The organism is Candidatus Zixiibacteriota bacterium (assembly GCA_036397555.1).
In the GTDB taxonomy this organism is placed as follows: Bacteria; Zixibacteria; MSB-5A5; order WJJR01; family WJJR01; genus DATKYL01.
In genome coordinates, this window is sequence record DASWIS010000035.1 from 45,469 (window position 1) to 62,831 (window position 17,363).

The following is a 17,363-nucleotide window of genomic DNA, read 5'->3' on the forward strand; positions in this document are numbered from 1 at the left end:
GGATCGGACATCATGCCGAGTGTCGTCGAAGTCGCCAATGTCAGCAAGAGCTATCACCGTGACAAACTCCAGATCAACGTGCTCGCCAATCTCACCCTGTCGGTTCCGGAGGGCGAGTTTGTCGCGCTGATGGGGCCGTCGGGGTCGGGCAAGACGACGCTGCTGAATCTAATCGCCGGCATCGACCGTCCCGACTCCGGGACCGTGCGTGTCGCCGGGACCGATCTGTCTTCGCTCAACGAATCCGACCTGGCCAAATGGCGCGCGCGGCACATCGGGTTTATCTTCCAGTTCTACAATCTGCTGCCGGTTCTGAACGCCTTTCAAAACGTCGAGCTGCCATTGCTGCTGACCAAGCTCTCCGGCAAAGAGCGCAAACAACACGTCGAGACGGTGCTGGAGCTGGTGGGACTGAAAGATCGGATGCACCATTATCCCCGTCAACTCTCCGGCGGACAGGAACAGCGGGTCGCCATCGCGCGCGCGCTGGTCACCGATCCGACCGTGATCGTCGCCGATGAACCGACCGGCGATCTGGACAAGCAGTCGGCCAGCGAGGTGCTCGATTTGCTGGTACGGCTCGACAAGGAATTCAACAAGACGATCGTGATGGTGACGCACGACCCCCGCGCGGCGGAACGCGCGGATGTCGTGCGCAATCTGGACAAGGGCGAGTTGCAGTAAGAGACTTGGATGGATCATTACATCTCATCGTTTTCTCTCACCCGACCCTCTCCCAGAAGGAGAGAGAGAAACATAATCCTCACCCGGTGGGGGATGTCGCCCCGAGTCCCGTGCGCAATACGGGACAGAAGGACCGGTAGCGGACTCGTAAACGTATCGCGCTTCATTCCGAAGCAACTGAATCGACGATAACTCATGCGTGTCTTCGGCCTGATATACCGCAACATGATGCGCCACAAGCTGCGCACACTGCTGACGATCGCCGGCATCGGCGTGGCGATTCTCGCGTTCGGGCTTTTGCGCACATTCATATCGGCTTGGTACGCCGGAGTCACACAAGCCGCGCCGGATCGCCTGATCACGCGCAGCAAAATATCGATCACGTTCACCCTGCCGTTGGCGCAGAAATCCAAGATCGAACGCATATCCGGGGTCGAGGCGGTGACTCACGGCACGTGGTTCGGCGGCTACTATAAAGACCCCAAGGATTTCTTCGCCCAGATCGCCTTCGAGAGCGCCGAGTCGTTCAAGCTTTATCCGGAATTCCTGGTCGATTCGGCGGCGCTGAGTGACTTCACGCGTGAGCGCAACGCCGTCATCGTGGGGCAGGTCACGATGGAGCGGTTCGGTTGGAGCGTCGGCGATGTGGTCACGCTCACGGGAATGATCTATCCCGGACAGTGGGATTTCGTGATTCGCGGAGCATACACCGGACGTGACGAAGCCACCGATGTCTCGCAGTTTCTCTTCCATTGGGATTATATCGATCAGCGGATGGCGCAGGAGTGGCCCTCGCGCACGGGGCAGGTCGGCTGGTGGATCATCAAGATCGACGACCCCGCGAAAGCGGCGCAGATTTCCGCCGCGGTCGATGCAGAGTTCGACAACTCCGCCGATGAGACGCTGACCGAAACCGAGGCGGCGTTTCAGCAGAGCTTTGTCGCCATGGCCGGGACCATCATCTTCTCGCTCAAGGTCATTTCGTTTCTCGTCATCGGGATCATCCTTTTGGTTGCCGCCAATACGATGGCGATGACCGCGCGCGAACGCATCTCCGAATACGCTGTGCTCAAGACGCTTGGGTTCGGCGCGTTTCATGTCGGCGGACTGATTGTGGGAGAGTCGCTCCTCATTTCCGCCCTCGGCGGGGCTTTCGGGATCGCGCTGATGTTTCCCGTCCTCAATGTCGTCGGCGCGGCGCTGCGCGCCTGGTTCCCGGCTTTTCCGATTGACCCGAACACATACCCGATGGCGGCCGCAGCCGCAATCGGGGTCGGCATTTTAGCGTCGATCTTCCCGGCGTGGCGCGCGTTGAGTGTGCGCATCGCCGACGGGCTGCGGCGGATCGGATAGATCATGGGACTGCTGCTCAACTATAGTCTGCGCAATCTGACCGTACGCAAGCTCACCACAACGCTGACCGTGTTGGGCGTCGGGCTGGTCGTGTTCGTGTTTGCGGCGGTGTTGATGCTGTCGCACGGTTTGGAGCAGACGTTGGTCGACACCGGCTCGCCTGACAACGCCATCGTCGTGCGCAGCGGGGCGACATCGGAGACATTGTCATTGGTGTTGCGCGATCAGGCGGGCGTGGTCGAGACACAGCAGGAAGTCGCCATCGCCGAAGACGGGACCCCCGTTGCGGTGGCCGAGATTGTCGTGCTGATCAACATCAACAAGCGCGCCAACGACGATCCCTCCAATGTCACGATTCGTGGCACGACCCCGACGGCCTTCGCGCTGCGGCCCGGCATCCGGATCACTGAAGGGCGCATGTTTAGTCCCGGCACTTCGGAAGTGATCGCCGGATTATCGGTCTCGGAAAACTTCAAGGGGTGCGGCCTCGGTGAGTCCGCACGATTTGCCGGGCGCGAATGGACCGTGGTCGGCGTCTTCGATGCGGGCGGCACCGGCTGGGATTCGGAACTGTGGGGCGATGTCGAACAGGTGCAGCAGGCGTTCCGTCGCAATATCTACTCGTCAATGACCGTCAAACTTGCCGATCCGGCGCAATTCGAACAGATGAAGACGCGCCTGGAAGCCGATCCGCGCATGAGCGTGACCGTGCAGCGCGAAGTCGATTTTTATCGCCGCCAGTCGGTCGCCACATCGTCCTTCATCAAGATCATGGGGCTGGTCATCTCCATCGTCTTTTCCATCGGCGCGATGATCGGCGCGATGATCACGATGTATGCCGCCGTGGCCAATCGCACGGTCGAGATCGGGACATTGCGGGCGCTCGGATTCTCGCGCGCGCGGGTGCTGAGCGTCTTTCTCACCGAGGCGATGTGGCTTTCGCTCATTGGCGGCGGAGTCGGACTGGTCGCCGCTTCGTTTATGTCGTTTGTCACCATCTCCACCACCAACTGGGACACCTTCTCCGAGCTCGCCTTCGGCTTCGCTTTATCCCCCACGATCATCATCAGTTCCCTGATTTTCGCCGTCGTCATGGGCATCGCCGGCGGCTTCCTGCCCGCAGTCCGCGCCGCCCGCGCGAAGGTGGTGGATTCGCTGAGGATGGAGTAGCGTATGAAAACGCCTTACACTTCGACCAACGGACGGCGGTTCCAAACGACCTACGCTGCGAATTAGCAAGTTCGTGGACGGGCTTTCAGTATAAGAGTAGATTCGTCCTACACGGATGGCTTGAAACATCGTGAGAGATATGACGGAGCATACAGAGCCGATTCCCTACTGCGCCGCGGGCATTCTACAGCCATACCTGCGCTGGGCGGGCGGCAAGATCAATTTGATTAATGAGATACTACAGCACATTCCTGAGGACGCAAAGCGACTGAGGTATCACGAGCCGTTTTTGGGTGCGGGCTCACTTTTCTTCGCATTACGGCCAAGGCATGCTTCACTCTCGGATGCGAATCATCATGTAATCGACTGCCATAGATTCGTGAGAGATTGCCCTGAGCTGATCTACCGTTCCATCCGAAGGTACGCCAAATCCACCTCCGAACGATACTATTATGAGGTGAGGGAGGCATACAATCGTGGTTCAGCCTCGCCTGCTCAGGCGGCGAGGTTCATTTATCTGAACAAGACGTGTTTTAATGGGATATTCCGAGTAAACCGCGCAGGCAAGTTCAACGTCCCATACGGATGGAAGGAGCCGCCGTCCTTGCCGAGCTTGGAACTCCTTCGATCCACTTCCTCAGCGCTCAAGCATGCAAGCCTCAAAGTGCAAAGGTTCGAAGACGCCACGAGTGCAGCCCGACCCGGAGATTTCGTTTATCTCGATCCTCCGTACCCACCGCTGAATGGTACAGCATATTTCACACACTACACGGAGAATCGATTCTCAATCGCGGATCACAGGAGGGTTGCGGAAGAGGCACAACGTCTCGACCGCAACGGCTGCCGAGTCTTGATCTCGAATGCCGATGTCCCACTTGTAAGGGAATTGTACCGCGGGTTTTGCGTCCTTCAACTCCCAGCAGTTCGCTATATTTCATGTAAGCGGGTCAAACACCGGGTCAATGAGCTACTTATAGCAAACTACCGCATGGCGCTCTCGCGATGAATGGAGGTGGATAAGTGCTTGAGAATGTTCACCCCGTTGAGAGCCTCCGAGCTCTGGCTGCTCGTAAGAGAAGGACCGAGGTCTTCAAATCAGTGGCAACATCAAAGACTGACGAAGCCCGTGGCGAGGGTTGGTGCATCCAGAAGGCCGGAAAGAGAACGGCCCGCGTCAAAAAGGACAAGTCGAAGAGCACACTCCTTGAGGATCGTGTTTGGTCGGTCCTTTATACTATGGGATTTGATTTCATGTCTGGAGATGGCGGCGGCAGACTGATCACGTCCGCAAGCGACGACAGCTCCATCACAAATCAGCTCGACGTCGTGGCGATTGATGCCGACGTTGCAGTTGTTGTAGAATGCAAGTCCGCCAAATCACCACGCAGGGCGAACGCCTTCCAAAATGACTTGGCAAAGCTGAGCACGCTTAAGAAGGACTTCAGTTCGGCAGTCAGAAAGATGCTGCCTGACGGTCAAAAACGCACGTTGGTGTTCGCATTCTGGCTTTGGGACATTGAACTCGGCGAAAGCGACCGCAAACGCACCGAGAAAGAGACAATCGCCGTGCTTGACAAAGAGAATCTAGAGTATTACGAGCAACTGGTCATACACCTTGGCCCGGGTGCGAAATATCAGTTTCTCGCCGACTTACTACCCGAACGCAAAGTAGGCGGGTTGGAGTCCAGAATCCCCGCCCTACGCGCCAAGATGGGCGGATTCACATGCTACACGTTCTCTGTGAAGCCCAGCTATCTTCTGAAGATCGCTTATGTGTCGCATCGAGCAAAGGGCAAGGCATCCGACGTCAACACATACCAGAGAATGATCCGCAAGACACGCCTCAAGGCAATACGCGAGTATATCTCGAACGATGGTATGTTTCCAACCAACATCGTGCTGAGTTTTGAGGACAAGCGGATGCTCCGATTCGAGCCGAAGCACGCGGAAACGGGAGATGAGGGTGGGAGATATGGAGTTCTTCACTTGACTCCGAGGTATCGCGGTGCCTGGATTATCGATGGACAGCATCGATTGTTTGCCTATTCCGGACATCCACTCTGCGACAAGAGCTATGTCAGCGTGCTGGCGTTTGAGGGTCTGCCCGCGAACGAACAGGCCCGGCTCTTCATCGACATCAACCATGAGCAGAAGAGCGTCAAACGGAGCCTCCTACACGAACTCTATGCGGAGCTCCACTGGAACGCCGACGATGTGGAGCTTCGTACACGTGCCATCGTGTCAAAAGTGATACAAGTGCTTGGACGTGACCCGCATTCACCGTTCAATGAGCGCATCCTTCTTTCGGATGAGCCCGCGACTGAGAAGCGATGCATCACATTAGAGGCAATGTTCTCTGCGTTGAACATTCCCAGCTTCTTCGTTGTCAAGAAAGACATCCTGTACGGGCCGCTTTGGGCGGTCGACAATGAGCTAACTGTCAGAAGAGCATCTGCCATTGTAAATGCATGGTTTCTTAGGATCTGCGAACATGCTGCCGAATGGTGGGCGCTTGGCAAGGCTGAAGGCGGTGGACTCGCAATGAACGACGGGGTGGTCATCTGTATTGCTGTTCTCCGATCCGTGTTCGACCATTTGGCGCGGAACGGCCTCCCACTGGTTGAGATGAGTGAGGAAGAAGTGATTGGTAAGCTTGATCGCTATGGGCACGAGTTGGGAAAATACCTCGGTTCCCTCAACGGAATGGAAAAAGATGCCTTTCGAAAAGGTCACAGAGGTACCCAAGGACAGACACTCGGGAGGCGAACATGCGAAAGGGCGATAAGGGACTCCATTCCCGAGTTTAATCCCCCTGGGCTCGAGGACTTCGTCAAGGATCAGAGTGCACGCACTAACGAAAGAGCGTACCCCATTGTTGAGCGGATCGAAAAGACTCTGAAATTGCTGATTGTCGAAGGATTGCGCGTGGAATATCAGGAATTGCCGGATGGCGACGCTTGGTGGTACAGCGGTATTCCTGATGAAGTCCGCAAGAAGGCGTCTACCCGACTGGAGGATGAATTAGGCAAAGGAAACAAGGAGGATTACCTGGAGCTCATCGACTTCCGCAAGATTGTGCTTAAGAACTGGGAAGTGTTCAAGGATACGTTCGCGTATGGTGACAAGGGCAATAAAGAAAAGCGCACGGAATGGATCGTGAAGGTGAACGACATCCGCAAGATTGTAATGCATCCCGCTAAAAACCGCCAAGTTACGTCCGAGGATCTTGTATGGTTGGAGACCTACGAACGATGGTTGACGTCACGCCCGGGTCCCGAAGATGGGTAAGCCTGTCGACGCGTGGCCCGGCCCTCGGTCCGGGTTTGCCTCCGGTGATCCGACGACTCGGCACTCTCTATGACCCTGGCTGATTCGTGTGATCGCGCTTTTGGCGATTCTGCGAGCGCCTTGAGGCTGCGCCTCAGCAATGTGAAGGAGACACATCCTTAATCTCTGTTCAAATGCCAAATGTTCGAAACCCGGACCAAGGTCCGGGCCACACTTCATCGTTGTAGGCGGAGTGGTATTCGTAGGGTGGCCCGTAGGTCCCGCGTGCGGGGCTGAGCCCACCAAATGTCTGTGTGACAGCAAGTGGGCGGAGCAAACCCTACGACTGAACAAAAAAACCTCACCCCCCGCTTGGACCCGCGTTTGTCACTTCCGCGGGGACATCGCGCTCGAACTGCTTGAAGTTGTCGCGGAAGCGTTTGGCCAAATCGCGCGCGGCGGCATCGTACTTCGCCGGGTCGGGCCAGGTGCTGCGCGGGTCGAGCACAATGGATGGGACATCGGGACAGGAGACCGGCACGCCGATCCCGAAGACCGGATCGGGACGGGTGGCGACTTTGTCGAGCGCGCCGGAGAGCGCCGCTTTGACCATCGCGCGCGTGTGCGCGATCGACATGCGTTCGCCGACTCCGAACGGCCCGCCGCTCCAGCCGGTGTTGACCAGCCACGCGGTGGCGTTGTGTTTGCGCATGCGTTCGGCCAGCAGCCCGGCATAGACTTTGGGATGCAGCGCCATAAACGGCGCTCCGAAGCAGGTCGAGAAAGTCGCCTGCGGTTCGCTGCCCAGACCCTTTTCGGTCCCCGCGAGCTTGGCGGTATATCCGGAGATGAAATAGTACATCGCCTGCGCCGGGGAGAGCTTGGCGATCGGCGGCATCACGCCGAAGGCATCGGCGGTGAGCATGATGATGTTCGCAGGATGCCCGGCATGTCCGGTGGGGACATGGTTGCGGATGAATTCCAGCGGATACGCGGCGCGTGTGTTTTCCGTCAGCGAGGCATCGTCCAAATCGAGCGCGCGCGTCACCGGGTCGCAGACGACATTTTCCAGCACCGCGCCGAAGCGGTGAATCGCGGCATAGATGTCCGGCTCGGCGACCTGCGAAAGCCGGATCACCTTGGCGTAGCAGCCGCCTTCGAAATTGAAGACTCCCCCGTCGGACCAGCCGTGCTCGTCATCGCCGATGAGGAAACGGTTGGGATCGGCCGACAGCGTCGTCTTGCCGGTGCCCGACAGCCCGAAGAAGAGCGCGACATCGTCGCGCTCGCCGACATTCGCCGAGCAGTGCATCGAGAAGACGCCCTCGAGCGGGAGGATGTAATTCATCACCGTGAAGATCGATTTTTTGATCTCACCGGCATAGCTGGTGCCGCCGATTAAAATCAGCCGCTTCTTCATGTTCAGAATGATGAAGGTCCCGGTGCGGGTGCCGTCGAGCTCGGGCGTCGCGTGGAAGTTGGGCGCGTGCAAAATGGTAAAGTCGGGCGCGAATGACGGCAATTGTCGTGGATTCGGGCGAATGAAAAGCGTTCTGGCGAAGAGACTGGCCCAGGCGAATTCGGAGATCACGCGCACGCGGAGGCGATGGTTGGGATCGGCGCCGGCGTACGAGTCCTGCACGAACAGTTCACGATGCTGCAAATAGGCCAGCACGCAGCGGTGTAGCGCATCGAACCTGGCAGGGTCGATGCCGACGTTCGATTTGCCCCACCAGACATGGGCGTGCGTCGAGTCGTCATCGACGATATACTTATCCTGCGCCGAACGTCCGGTGTGCTGTCCGGTGCGGACCACCAGCGCGCCATCGGGAGCGATCACACCCTCGTTGCGGCGCACGGCGGCTTCGTAGAGCAACGGCACCGACAGGTTCATGTGGATCGGGCCAGTATTGGTCAGCCCGGCGGCTTCAATTCCGACCCGTTGGTTCATGGTCTTGGTCACAACAGGTTTATCGGCAGTGGCAATGCTGCTCACGGTACTCCTCCGGCACTCATATCAAAACTCAGTGCTGCCCCGATGGGCCGGCTGTAACCGGGCCAATGGCAATATAGGACTGCCGAGGTCCGGGCGCTCCGGGCAAAAGTCAGGTTTGCCAAATCGGCAGCAGCAGCCATCGGCTCAGGGAGTTTGTGAAACCGAATCGAGCACCTGAACGCTGTCGCCGACGCGCAACTGGCCACCGGTCAGGACGCAACAGACCACTCCCGCCCAGTCGCCGAGGGCCGCCTGACCACCCGGCCCGATGGTCTCGTTCATGCGCTCGCAGGGATCGCATGGTCCGACGACATCAACGTGGACAGTACCCAGTGCCAGGTGCTTTCCGATCATTCCCCTGAGATCCAGCCCGCGCACGACGATCTGACGGCGCGATGCTCCCAGGGCAACCTCGTGCCCCAGTATCGAACCAACCTGATCGAGGACCTCTTCTTCGATCAGAGTCAGTTGACGCATCTTGTCGGCGCGCGAACGGTAGTCCCCTTCGATTCCCCAGTTGGTCCGTACCGGGACGATGGCCAGCTCTTCAGCGGGGCCGCCGTTGGCGGCGACACGATGGATTGAAACGATCATTCCGTTCATAATCAGTTCCAATCCCTCCATGGCGGGATAAAGTTGATGCGCGCGTGAAAGCGCGTCACCGGATACCAGTTGTGGTCGTGCTCGTAGTACGACGAGTTCTTATAGAAGAACTCGCGCTTCCTGGTAACGCTGCCGGCAAATGCCGTGTCGCTGGCCAGACGCGCTTCGTACTCCGCTCGCAGCGCGGCATCGTGTTCCAAAAGGGAATCGGCCAGCGGCTCGACCATGTAGTCGTCGATGTATTCCTTGCGTTCGAAGATCGCGTTCCATATTCCCCACGACACCAGGCAATCGACCGCCTGCGGCTCCAGCGCCTGCATGATCACCTTGGCCGCCGGCTGGAGCATATCGACGACAGCGGTGCCGACCGGGAACGACATGGTCGTGTCGACCCTGATGGTTTTGTATTTGACCCTCAGGTGCGATTCGAACGGCGCAGTCTCCCATTGGGCGCTGTCGAGATAATAGCGCTCGACCGGTGCGGTCAGCTCGCGCACCAGCGTGTCGAACTCGACGCCGTGCAGCCGCAGCAGATCGATCTGTTCGGTCCACTCGCGTGGGATGAAGTATGCGCGCGGCGGGACGACCGTCACCCTGGGCTTGTGTACGTTAAAGTACGGCATGCGCACGGTGATCGGGCGATTGTGATCCCAGCCCGGATACCATCCCCCGGTGATGGCGCTGGAATCCCAGCGCGATTCATACGTCGCGATCTCGACCATCATCGAATCGCCGGTCCGTTCGAAGGTCAACGGATACGGTCCGATCTCGCCGCCGGCTGTCTTGCGGTCGGCCAGAGCGGTCGCCTGTTGCAATGCGCGCCCTCGGGCATTGAGGATGTCCAGGACCGCGACCAGCGCCGTGTAATTGGCCAGAACGCGTGTCTTGTAGTCCTTCAGCGAGTGCATCTCGACCAGCAGGCCCGGACGATTCCACAGCGCCACATATCCGGTCGAAAAGCGCGGGCTGTCGACCCAGATATTGACGCCTTTCTCGATCTGGCGCTCGTCGACATACGACGCATATGGGAACACCGGATACCCGGCGCCGCGCACCGCGCGCGTAAACGACGAATCGAAAAAGTGTTTGACCCAGGTGCGGACGGCGGTGTCGGAGTTGGGCTGCCAGGGGGCGCTGTAGGTGACGACATACTGCCAGTCGTGCCCGTCGGTGACGTGGTCATCGATGAAAAAGTGCGGCATCCACTGCCGCCACAACAGCACCCAGTACTTCATCTCCGGCGAGTCGGCCTTCAGATAATCCCGGTTCAGATTGAGACGCTGCGACGTCGCACGGAATCCGGCATTGTCGGGGCCATCCTGGTTGGGGCGGGTGTACCGTACCCGGTTCTCGTGCCCGTCGATATTCAGGATCGGAATGATCACAATGATCACGCTGTCCAGCAGCGAGGCGCGCTCTTTGGTGATGACGATGTCGCGCAACAGCGCCAGTGTCGCATCTTTGCCGTCGATTTCCCCGGAATGGATGCCGTTTTGGATCATCAGGATCGTCTTGCCGGTGCGCCGGGCCGCTTCCGGGGTAAACGCCCCCTCCTGGGAGACAACCAGCAGCTTCATGTCTCGCCCTTGTGGCGTGACGCCGAAGGATGTCATCTGCACCCAGTCGGATGCGTCATCCAGACGACGGCAATACTCGATGGCCTCGTCGTAGGTGGCGGTAGTACGATAGTCGGACTTTTCCGCGACTGTGGTCCATTGATCCTGTCCGAGGGCATCCTCAACGGCGCAACACACTGCCAGCGGCACGATGATGAAGTGGATAACTGCCGTCGCGAGATATCTGCGCATGGCTTTTCTCCTTCCGGTGGAGTTGGAATGTCGAGACCGCAACGGGCCGGATCGGCCAACTTGATCCTGAATGTAAGCCCGACGGCAGGCCGCGTCGAACGGTTTTCCGTTATTGGCGCAATACCCTTGAATCGGAGTCGCCGCCTGTGGTATGCTCCTCAACGGCTTTCGCGGGTTCAAACAACCGCACTGTATCGCTGGGCTCCCCGGGGACAGATGGCATGCAATCCTGCCGGGGCGGCGACCGCCATGACCGCGACCATTGCCTGCGCCTTCGATGCCGATGGATTGGAGACTTTTGCTGCGGGCTCGAACGCCGCGGCAGTGGACATTCTGATCCTGCCGGAACTCTTCGACGGCGGATACGCGCGTCTCGAAAGCGGCGGCTCATCCGCCGAACGCACGGCACGCATTCTGGATCGGTTGTCGGGGATTTCACGTCAGCACCGGCTCCACCTGATCGGCGGATCGCTGGCGCTGCCGGGACCCGATGGCAAAGTCCGCAACACGTCGGTGGTCTTTTCCAACGGCATCGAGATCGCTCGTTACACCAAGACGCATCTGTTTCGCCCATTACGCGACGATATCCATTTTGCGCCGGGTCATCCGGGTGAGATTCTCGGACTTCAGTGCGGAGACGAAACGATCTACGTCGGCGTGATCATCTGCTACGACTTGCGCTTCCCCGAAATCGTGCGGCCGTGGTTTCGGGAGGGACTTACGCTGTTGGCGGTTCCGGCGCGCTGGCCGCGTGTGCGCGATGATGTGTGGAAGACGCTCTTGCGCGCACGCGCGATTGAGAATCAATGTTTTGTCGTCGGTGTGGACTCGCGCGACGATGAAGGCGGCGGCAGCTACGTATTTGGCCCCGCCGGAGAAATCGTCTTCGACCTCGGTCCCGATCCCCGGCCGGAGGATCGCCCGTGGTACTCATTTGCGATCGACACCGCCGCCATCGACACGGTCAAATCGCGCTTCGACACGCGGCGCGACGCCGTGCTGCTGTAGATTATCGATATTCCATCGTAGGAGCGGGTCGCGACGCGCTGTCGATTTTCATTGTTGTGTCCGTCTGACATCCTCGCCGGGAGAGTTCACGGTGACGATCCACCATGCGCGGACTCGCCGGACGACGCCCAAAAACGCGTGGAATAGCCCTTATGTTTGATTGCATTTCAAATCTCAAAAAGCGCGCGGAACAGAGTTTTGTTACTGACAAAGCATTGCGCGTCGATTAGTGTAGGTTGAAGGATCCTAACGAAAGAACGTTGAATATGCTGCGACTTCGGCGATCTATCGGTTATCTCGCCGTCTGCTTCACTTCACTCGGGTTCCTTATCAGCTGCCAGAATGGGCCCGTTGCCGAAGAACCCGTGGTACACGTTACTGGCGCAGTAAGATCATCGGAAACCTCGCTGCCATTGGACTCGGCGTGGGTTGCGTTGTCAGACTCGTTGCTTGGTCCGAGAACTGAGACTGACTCCGCAGGCATGATTTCCCTGATTTCTTTCCCCATAGTCAGAGATTCACTCTTTGTTGGAGCGGACGGGTTCCTGACGTATGACACAGTGCTGGAAGACGTACATGAGGATACCGATACAATCTTAATCGAACTTGTGCCATCGCCCTAGAATCAGTTTCATAACCCGTTCTGATTGATACTCATGGCCTTAGACGTAGTCCGTCGATCCGTTCTGACGACCCTTCGGCGCGCCGAAGCAGGGACCGTCCAAGCTTTGAGGCTCCGGTCCTCCCGAGGAGGGAGGAGACAGTCTGGTCCATCCCAAACAGACCCGATTCCGTGACAGGGGCGGCGGATGAAAGAGGCCCAACATCGGCGTAATCCGTTGATTTACATACGAATTCGGTCATGAAACTGACTCTAGAAACTCGGGAAGATATAAAATGATCTGGCCGACGTGGCTCACGACGGCAACGGAGAAAATTATTGGGTTGACAAGGCATGGCTCCAACAGCTATGGGTCTAGCGAATCTTAACGAGAGGTGGCTGCGTATGATGCGACTTCGACGATCGCTCTGCTGCATCGCCCTTTGCCTCAGCACGTTCTGCATGTTCGCGGGGTGCCCCGGGGACATCGTCAGTGAGAAATCTGTCATCATATCGGGCGTAGTGCAGTCGGCCACGACGCATACGCCGGTCACTTCCGCATGGGTCGCGCTTGCAGACTCCTTGCTGGGACCGAGAGCGGAAACCGACTCCGCTGGCACATTCTCCATAGGTTCCTTCCCGATCACCAGAGAATCACTCTTCGTTGGGGCAGACGGGTTCAAAACGTTTGACACGCTCTTGGAAGACGTACATGGGGATACCGATACAATCTTAATCGAACTTGTGCCATCGCCACAGGCGATATAAGGAAGATGATAATGATTCGGGGTGGACATTCAGTCGGGCGCCTCGCCATCTGCTTATTCTGGCTTGGCGTCATCGTGGGATGCCCCGGAGACGTGAGCGAACAAACGGTCACCATCTCCGGAACCGTCAGTTCGCATTCCACGCAAGCGCCAATCGCCTCGGCGTGGGTTGCATTGTCCGATTCCCTCGAGGGTATTCGTGTGGAGACCGATTCCACAGGAAGCTTTGGTTTTGCTGCGCCACCGTGGTCGGAGCACCTTCTCATCATTGGAGCGACAGGGTATCACACTCGTGACACAACACTTCGTAAGGCTGACGATGATCTGGAAGATGTCTTGGTGGAGTTGACAGCTTCGCCATAGTGGCTTTTTGGAGGTTGCCATGCTCCGGCGAACCTATTCTGTCATCACCACTTCGATACTCTCGCTCGCGACACAGATGGCGTACTCCCAGAACTACATGTTGGTGGAATTCTCCGATACAGCCCTGGCTGAGTATGACGCGGCCGTGTCGCGGCTCGAGGGAATTGGCATGCATGTCCGGCATTTCTTCCCTCCGAACTATTGCATAATTGACGCACAGGGCTTTCTGCCGGAATCGCTCACCGGCATTGCCGGCATTGCAAGAACGATTAGCCCGACTGATTCTCCATCAGAGACTGGAGATGGCCAAATCGCCAGGGCCACTGCTGTCTTGATGCATTTGTCCCAATCAGACAAGCATGCTGAAAAACCTTTCGGAACCTCGTCCTGGCCGGCAGGCGGGTGCGTCATCAAACCGGAACCGACGACCAAAGAGGCAAGCGGATTCAAGGACATCGCCACAAGCCCACTTCAGATGTACACCGCGGAATACATGATTGGCCGCGTCGCCGTAGCCGTTATTCTCATGGAGAGCAGCGGTTCGGGCGAAAACTGGACGAGCAGTGCTGAAACGCAGGCGATATCCGAAGTCATTCAAGGGGCGGATTGGCTAATCGACCAAGCCGAGCTGCATGGACAGTACCTCAGTTTTGTTTACTCAATCCATACAGGTGTTCCGACTTCCTATGAGCCGATTACGGGTCGATCTGTTCCGTACTACAGCGTCTGCTGTCCGATTCTGAGTTGGGAGTTTGAGTGGATGGATGACGCATTCTCGTACTTGGGCGTGGCTGACGAATGGGACGGCGTGTACGAGCTGGCCAACCGCATTCGTCACGATTATGCCTCGGATTGGTCGTACGAGGTTTTTATCGTCATGGACGAGAACGACGATGATCATAAGTTCTCAAACGACAAGTTCGCATATTATGCTCCGTACTACGACATTGACGGGACGCGATACGAGAGCCCCCTAATAGTCCTGACGTATCACAATGACGGCTGGGGCACCTCTGGTCTCAGCACAGTGTTCGCACATGAAACGGGGCATGTCTTCGGTGCGCCTGACGAATATTCGGAGGCCGATTGCGATTGCGGCGGCAGTCATGGCTACTTGCACGGCCTAAACGGTAATTGCGACGTGTGCAATCCTTCTGCGGTATCATGCGTCATGCGGTCAGACGCGCAGACCCCCTATTTGTGTCAGTACACTGTGAAACATTGGGGTTGGACCGACACCGATGGAGACGGCCCCGCCGACGCGATTGATCCGCATTTCGAGTGGGCGCTGCGGGTTCAGCCGGTTGCGCTTGGAGACATCGTACAGATCACCACATTGACGGGTTCACTTATCAAGACGATAGCTGTTAGTGAGATCACACGCGATCCGATTTATGGAAGTGTCTTTTGGGATGGACTCAACAACTACGGTTACGAGACCGCGCCACAGGTCCGGTATCTCCTGATAAACGGCCAACTGCAAGGCACGGTTGGGCTCACTCACACGGATCTGGATGAAGCAACGCCCACATTCAACGACATCTCTTATGCCGATCAAGTTCTGACGTGGACCTTGGATATGTCGTTTGCGCATGTCCGCTGTTTCCTGTATGACGATTCGGACGAGGGGCTGATTGCACGGCCGGTCTGGGACCATCAGCGCGAGGCACCGGGAACTTACAGCACGACCTTGGAGCTCGAGATATTCCGGGGACCGGCCATAGCGCAATTCTATGGCTGGCGACCGGACGGTGCAGGTTCCGATCCGACAGAATTCCGGATTTGCGACTGCCAGTGCCATGCCGATCCGATGTGCGACGGTATTCCGAATGTATTCGACGTCACACGGGTCGTCGATGTTGCGTTCCGCGCCGGGCTGGCTGAGGAAGGTCTGTGTACGCGGGAATGGACCGATGTCGATTGTTCAGGTGTGACAGACGTCACTGATGTCGTGCACTATGTGAATGTTGCATTCAATAACGCCTCACCTGAAACGGAGTTCTGTGTCCCGACTTGTGATCAAGGAATGGCCGCGTCTTATGGGGGGCTTCTCGGTCAATGGAATCGGCTTCAGCAATAATACTCCGTCCGACTTGTGTTCCCGCATTGCACCGTTTCCCCTTCAATAGAAGTCCAGCAACCAATCGCCCCAGCGACGGCGCCATGCGTCGGCCCAAACGAGCGACGCGGTACGTCACTGACGGCGGGTAAGTGTCGGCGACGTCACGGTCGATGAGTCCGGCGTGTTCCATTTCTTTGAGCGACTGTGCCAGCGCGCGCGGCGTGATCGGCGATATTTGTTCGCGCATCTCCGAAAAACGCAGCCCGCCCTGCGAGACAATGAGGACGAACAGCGTCGGCAGCGTCCACTTGCGCAAAACGACGTCGCCGAGACCGAGGCGTTCGGCGCTGCGCATCAGTCGGTCGCACGCCGGAGCGAGGCGTTGTCCCGCCACGGTGAGCAGATATTCGGGACGCATCGGGTGCCCATAGCCGGGATTGCGACGGACCCGCCCCTGCCCGGTCAGCGCGCGCAGTGTGTGCTTTAGCGAATCGGGACTGATCCCCAGCCGGAATGTGAGTTGCACGAACTTCGCTTCGCCGTGCAGACGCGACAGCTCCGCCATGACCGGGATCGCCCAACGGTGATGACACAGGGCGACCAGCTTGTCAATCTGATTCACACGATCAAAATACGTTGACACGGAAATAAAGCAAGTATACTTTTCGTATCGCTCGACCAACCCCGAAAGGAGCACGCTATGACGGAATCACTCAACTACGACGGCGGCCTCACCTGCGCCTACGACGTCAAAGACATGCAGGCGTCGATTCGCTGGTACGAGAACGTCATGGGTTTCAAACTCCTCTACGCGATGGACGAGATGGGCTGGTGCGAGCTGGCCTCATCGGTCGCGCGCGTCAATGTCGGGCTGTCGCAAGTCGAAAAGCCCGAGGTCAAAGGCGGCGCGGTATTGACGTTCGGCGTCAAAGACATTGAGGTCGCGCGCAAGACCCTCGAGGGTCAGCAGGTGCGCTTCGATGGCCCAACGCGGACGATCGAAGGCATGGTCAAGCTGGCGACCTTCTATGATCCCGATGGCCACACGCTAATGCTGTACCAGAGCTTGTCGTAGAACAGAGGCGCTCGGACAATCAGCGGTCATTCCAGGGACTGAGCCCCGCTCCGTGGGGCGAAGGACGTAGAATCTCCAAAACATACGGCACGGGAATTGGAGATTCCTCGCCCACGATCCCGCGCTTCGTGCGTGATCGGGGACTCGGAATGACCGTTACAGATTGTCGAATGCACTGCGTGTCACGCGCCGTGATCGTGGCCTTCGTGCCCGTCGTGGTCATGATCGTGCTCTTCGATCTGACCGGGGGGCATGATCTGTCCGGCCGCGGCGGAGTCGACTCGCGCGATGTATCGGGCCTGATCGGCCTCAAACGTTTCGACGCAATGCGCACAGCAAAACTTGATGGTGCGGCCGTTGTAGACTTTCTCCACGGGGTCACCCATGCTTCCGAGTTTCTCGCCGGAGACGACGCACCAATCGATCGGATACGCCTGCGCGGTCGCTGCCGGTTGCGCCGCGGGCGGGGTTTGAGTTTGCGATTGCTGTTCACCGCCGCAGCCGAGAAGCACAACGAGTCCGGCCAATGTCGACGTTGCCGGAATGAGTCTGAGGTACTTGCCCATCGCTAATCCTCCCAGTGTGGGTTTGCTATTAATCAACAGC

At 58.0% G+C, this 17,363-nt stretch carries 12 protein-coding genes; 7 read left to right on the forward strand and 5 right to left on the reverse strand.

Annotated elements, in window-relative coordinates; all coding sequences use genetic code 11:
- Positions 1–12: 12 nt before the first annotated feature.
- From VGB22_10775 to VGB22_10790, 4 genes are all read left to right on the forward strand, one after another.
- Positions 13–684, forward strand: a complete 672-nt coding sequence (locus VGB22_10775; GenBank protein ID HEX9751750.1) for an ABC transporter ATP-binding protein — start codon at positions 13–15, stop codon at positions 682–684.
- Between the two features lie 195 nt (positions 685–879).
- The gene (locus VGB22_10780) at positions 880–2,037 is read left to right on the forward strand and encodes an FtsX-like permease family protein (GenBank protein ID HEX9751751.1); all 1,158 of its coding nucleotides are present in this window, start codon (positions 880–882) and stop codon (positions 2,035–2,037) included.
- A gap of 3 nt (positions 2,038–2,040) precedes the next feature.
- Positions 2,041–3,207, forward strand: coding sequence for an ABC transporter permease (locus VGB22_10785; protein ID HEX9751752.1), 1,167 nt, complete (start codon positions 2,041–2,043; stop codon positions 3,205–3,207).
- A 1,098-nt stretch (positions 3,208–4,305) separates the two neighbouring features.
- Positions 4,306–6,495, forward strand: coding sequence for a DGQHR domain-containing protein (locus VGB22_10790; protein ID HEX9751753.1), 2,190 nt, complete (start codon positions 4,306–4,308; stop codon positions 6,493–6,495).
- Positions 6,496–6,835: 340 nt separating this feature from the next.
- Here VGB22_10790 and pckA read toward each other — a convergent pair whose 3' ends face one another.
- The 3 genes from pckA to VGB22_10805 all read right to left on the reverse strand — a co-directional run bounded on the left by pckA (position 6,836) and on the right by VGB22_10805 (position 10,881).
- A complete protein-coding gene (gene pckA / locus VGB22_10795) occupies positions 6,836–8,425 on the reverse strand; it encodes a phosphoenolpyruvate carboxykinase (ATP) (GenBank protein ID HEX9751754.1) in 1,590 nt (529 codons plus the stop codon).
- A 189-nt stretch (positions 8,426–8,614) separates the two neighbouring features.
- The gene (locus tag VGB22_10800; protein ID HEX9751755.1) at positions 8,615–9,064 is read right to left on the reverse strand and encodes an MOSC domain-containing protein; all 450 of its coding nucleotides are present in this window, start codon (positions 9,062–9,064) and stop codon (positions 8,615–8,617) included.
- 11 nt (positions 9,065–9,075) lie between these two features.
- The gene (locus VGB22_10805; protein HEX9751756.1) at positions 9,076–10,881 is read right to left on the reverse strand and encodes a M14 family zinc carboxypeptidase; all 1,806 of its coding nucleotides are present in this window, start codon (positions 10,879–10,881) and stop codon (positions 9,076–9,078) included.
- A gap of 216 nt (positions 10,882–11,097) precedes the next feature.
- Between VGB22_10805 and VGB22_10810 the strand changes: the two genes are divergently transcribed.
- A complete protein-coding gene (locus tag VGB22_10810; protein HEX9751757.1) occupies positions 11,098–11,889 on the forward strand; it encodes a nitrilase-related carbon-nitrogen hydrolase in 792 nt (263 codons plus the stop codon).
- 1,750 nt (positions 11,890–13,639) lie between these two features.
- The gene (locus VGB22_10815) at positions 13,640–15,700 is read left to right on the forward strand and encodes a hypothetical protein (protein ID HEX9751758.1); all 2,061 of its coding nucleotides are present in this window, start codon (positions 13,640–13,642) and stop codon (positions 15,698–15,700) included.
- On the opposite strand, the gene VGB22_10820 is transcribed toward VGB22_10815, so the two are convergent.
- Entirely contained in the window at positions 15,594–16,304 is a 711-nt protein-coding gene (locus VGB22_10820; protein HEX9751759.1) for a winged helix-turn-helix transcriptional regulator, read from the reverse strand. The two genes, VGB22_10815 and VGB22_10820, sit on opposite strands and share 107 nt — an antisense overlap.
- A 78-nt stretch (positions 16,305–16,382) precedes the next feature.
- Here VGB22_10820 and VGB22_10825 point away from each other — a divergent pair, with 78 nt between their 5' ends.
- A complete protein-coding gene (locus VGB22_10825; protein HEX9751760.1) occupies positions 16,383–16,757 on the forward strand; it encodes a VOC family protein in 375 nt (124 codons plus the stop codon).
- Positions 16,758–16,939: 182 nt separating this feature from the next.
- On the opposite strand, the gene VGB22_10830 is transcribed toward VGB22_10825, so the two are convergent.
- The gene (locus tag VGB22_10830; protein ID HEX9751761.1) at positions 16,940–17,323 is read right to left on the reverse strand and encodes a hypothetical protein; all 384 of its coding nucleotides are present in this window, start codon (positions 17,321–17,323) and stop codon (positions 16,940–16,942) included.
- Positions 17,324–17,363: the final 40 nt, after the last annotated feature.

What these genes read in the sequence shown, in the direction of transcription:
- VGB22_10775 (HEX9751750.1), top strand. Translation starts at nt 13, where the DNA reads ATGCCGAGTGTCGTCGAAGTCGCCAATGTCAGCAAGAGCTATCACCGT.
- VGB22_10780 (HEX9751751.1), top strand. Translation starts at nt 880, where the DNA reads ATGCGTGTCTTCGGCCTGATATACCGCAACATGATGCGCCACAAGCTG.
- VGB22_10785 (HEX9751752.1), top strand. Translation starts at nt 2,041, where the DNA reads ATGGGACTGCTGCTCAACTATAGTCTGCGCAATCTGACCGTACGCAAG.
- pckA (HEX9751754.1), bottom strand. Translation starts at nt 8,425, where the DNA reads ATGAACCAACGGGTCGGAATTGAAGCCGCCGGGCTGACCAATACTGGC.
- VGB22_10800 (HEX9751755.1), bottom strand. Translation starts at nt 9,064, where the DNA reads ATGATCGTTTCAATCCATCGTGTCGCCGCCAACGGCGGCCCCGCTGAA.
- VGB22_10805 (HEX9751756.1), bottom strand. Translation starts at nt 10,881, where the DNA reads ATGCGCAGATATCTCGCGACGGCAGTTATCCACTTCATCATCGTGCCG.
- VGB22_10810 (HEX9751757.1), top strand. Translation starts at nt 11,098, where the DNA reads ATGGCATGCAATCCTGCCGGGGCGGCGACCGCCATGACCGCGACCATT.
- VGB22_10815 (HEX9751758.1), top strand. Translation starts at nt 13,640, where the DNA reads ATGCTCCGGCGAACCTATTCTGTCATCACCACTTCGATACTCTCGCTC.
- VGB22_10825 (HEX9751760.1), top strand. Translation starts at nt 16,383, where the DNA reads ATGACGGAATCACTCAACTACGACGGCGGCCTCACCTGCGCCTACGAC.
- VGB22_10830 (HEX9751761.1), bottom strand. Translation starts at nt 17,323, where the DNA reads ATGGGCAAGTACCTCAGACTCATTCCGGCAACGTCGACATTGGCCGGA.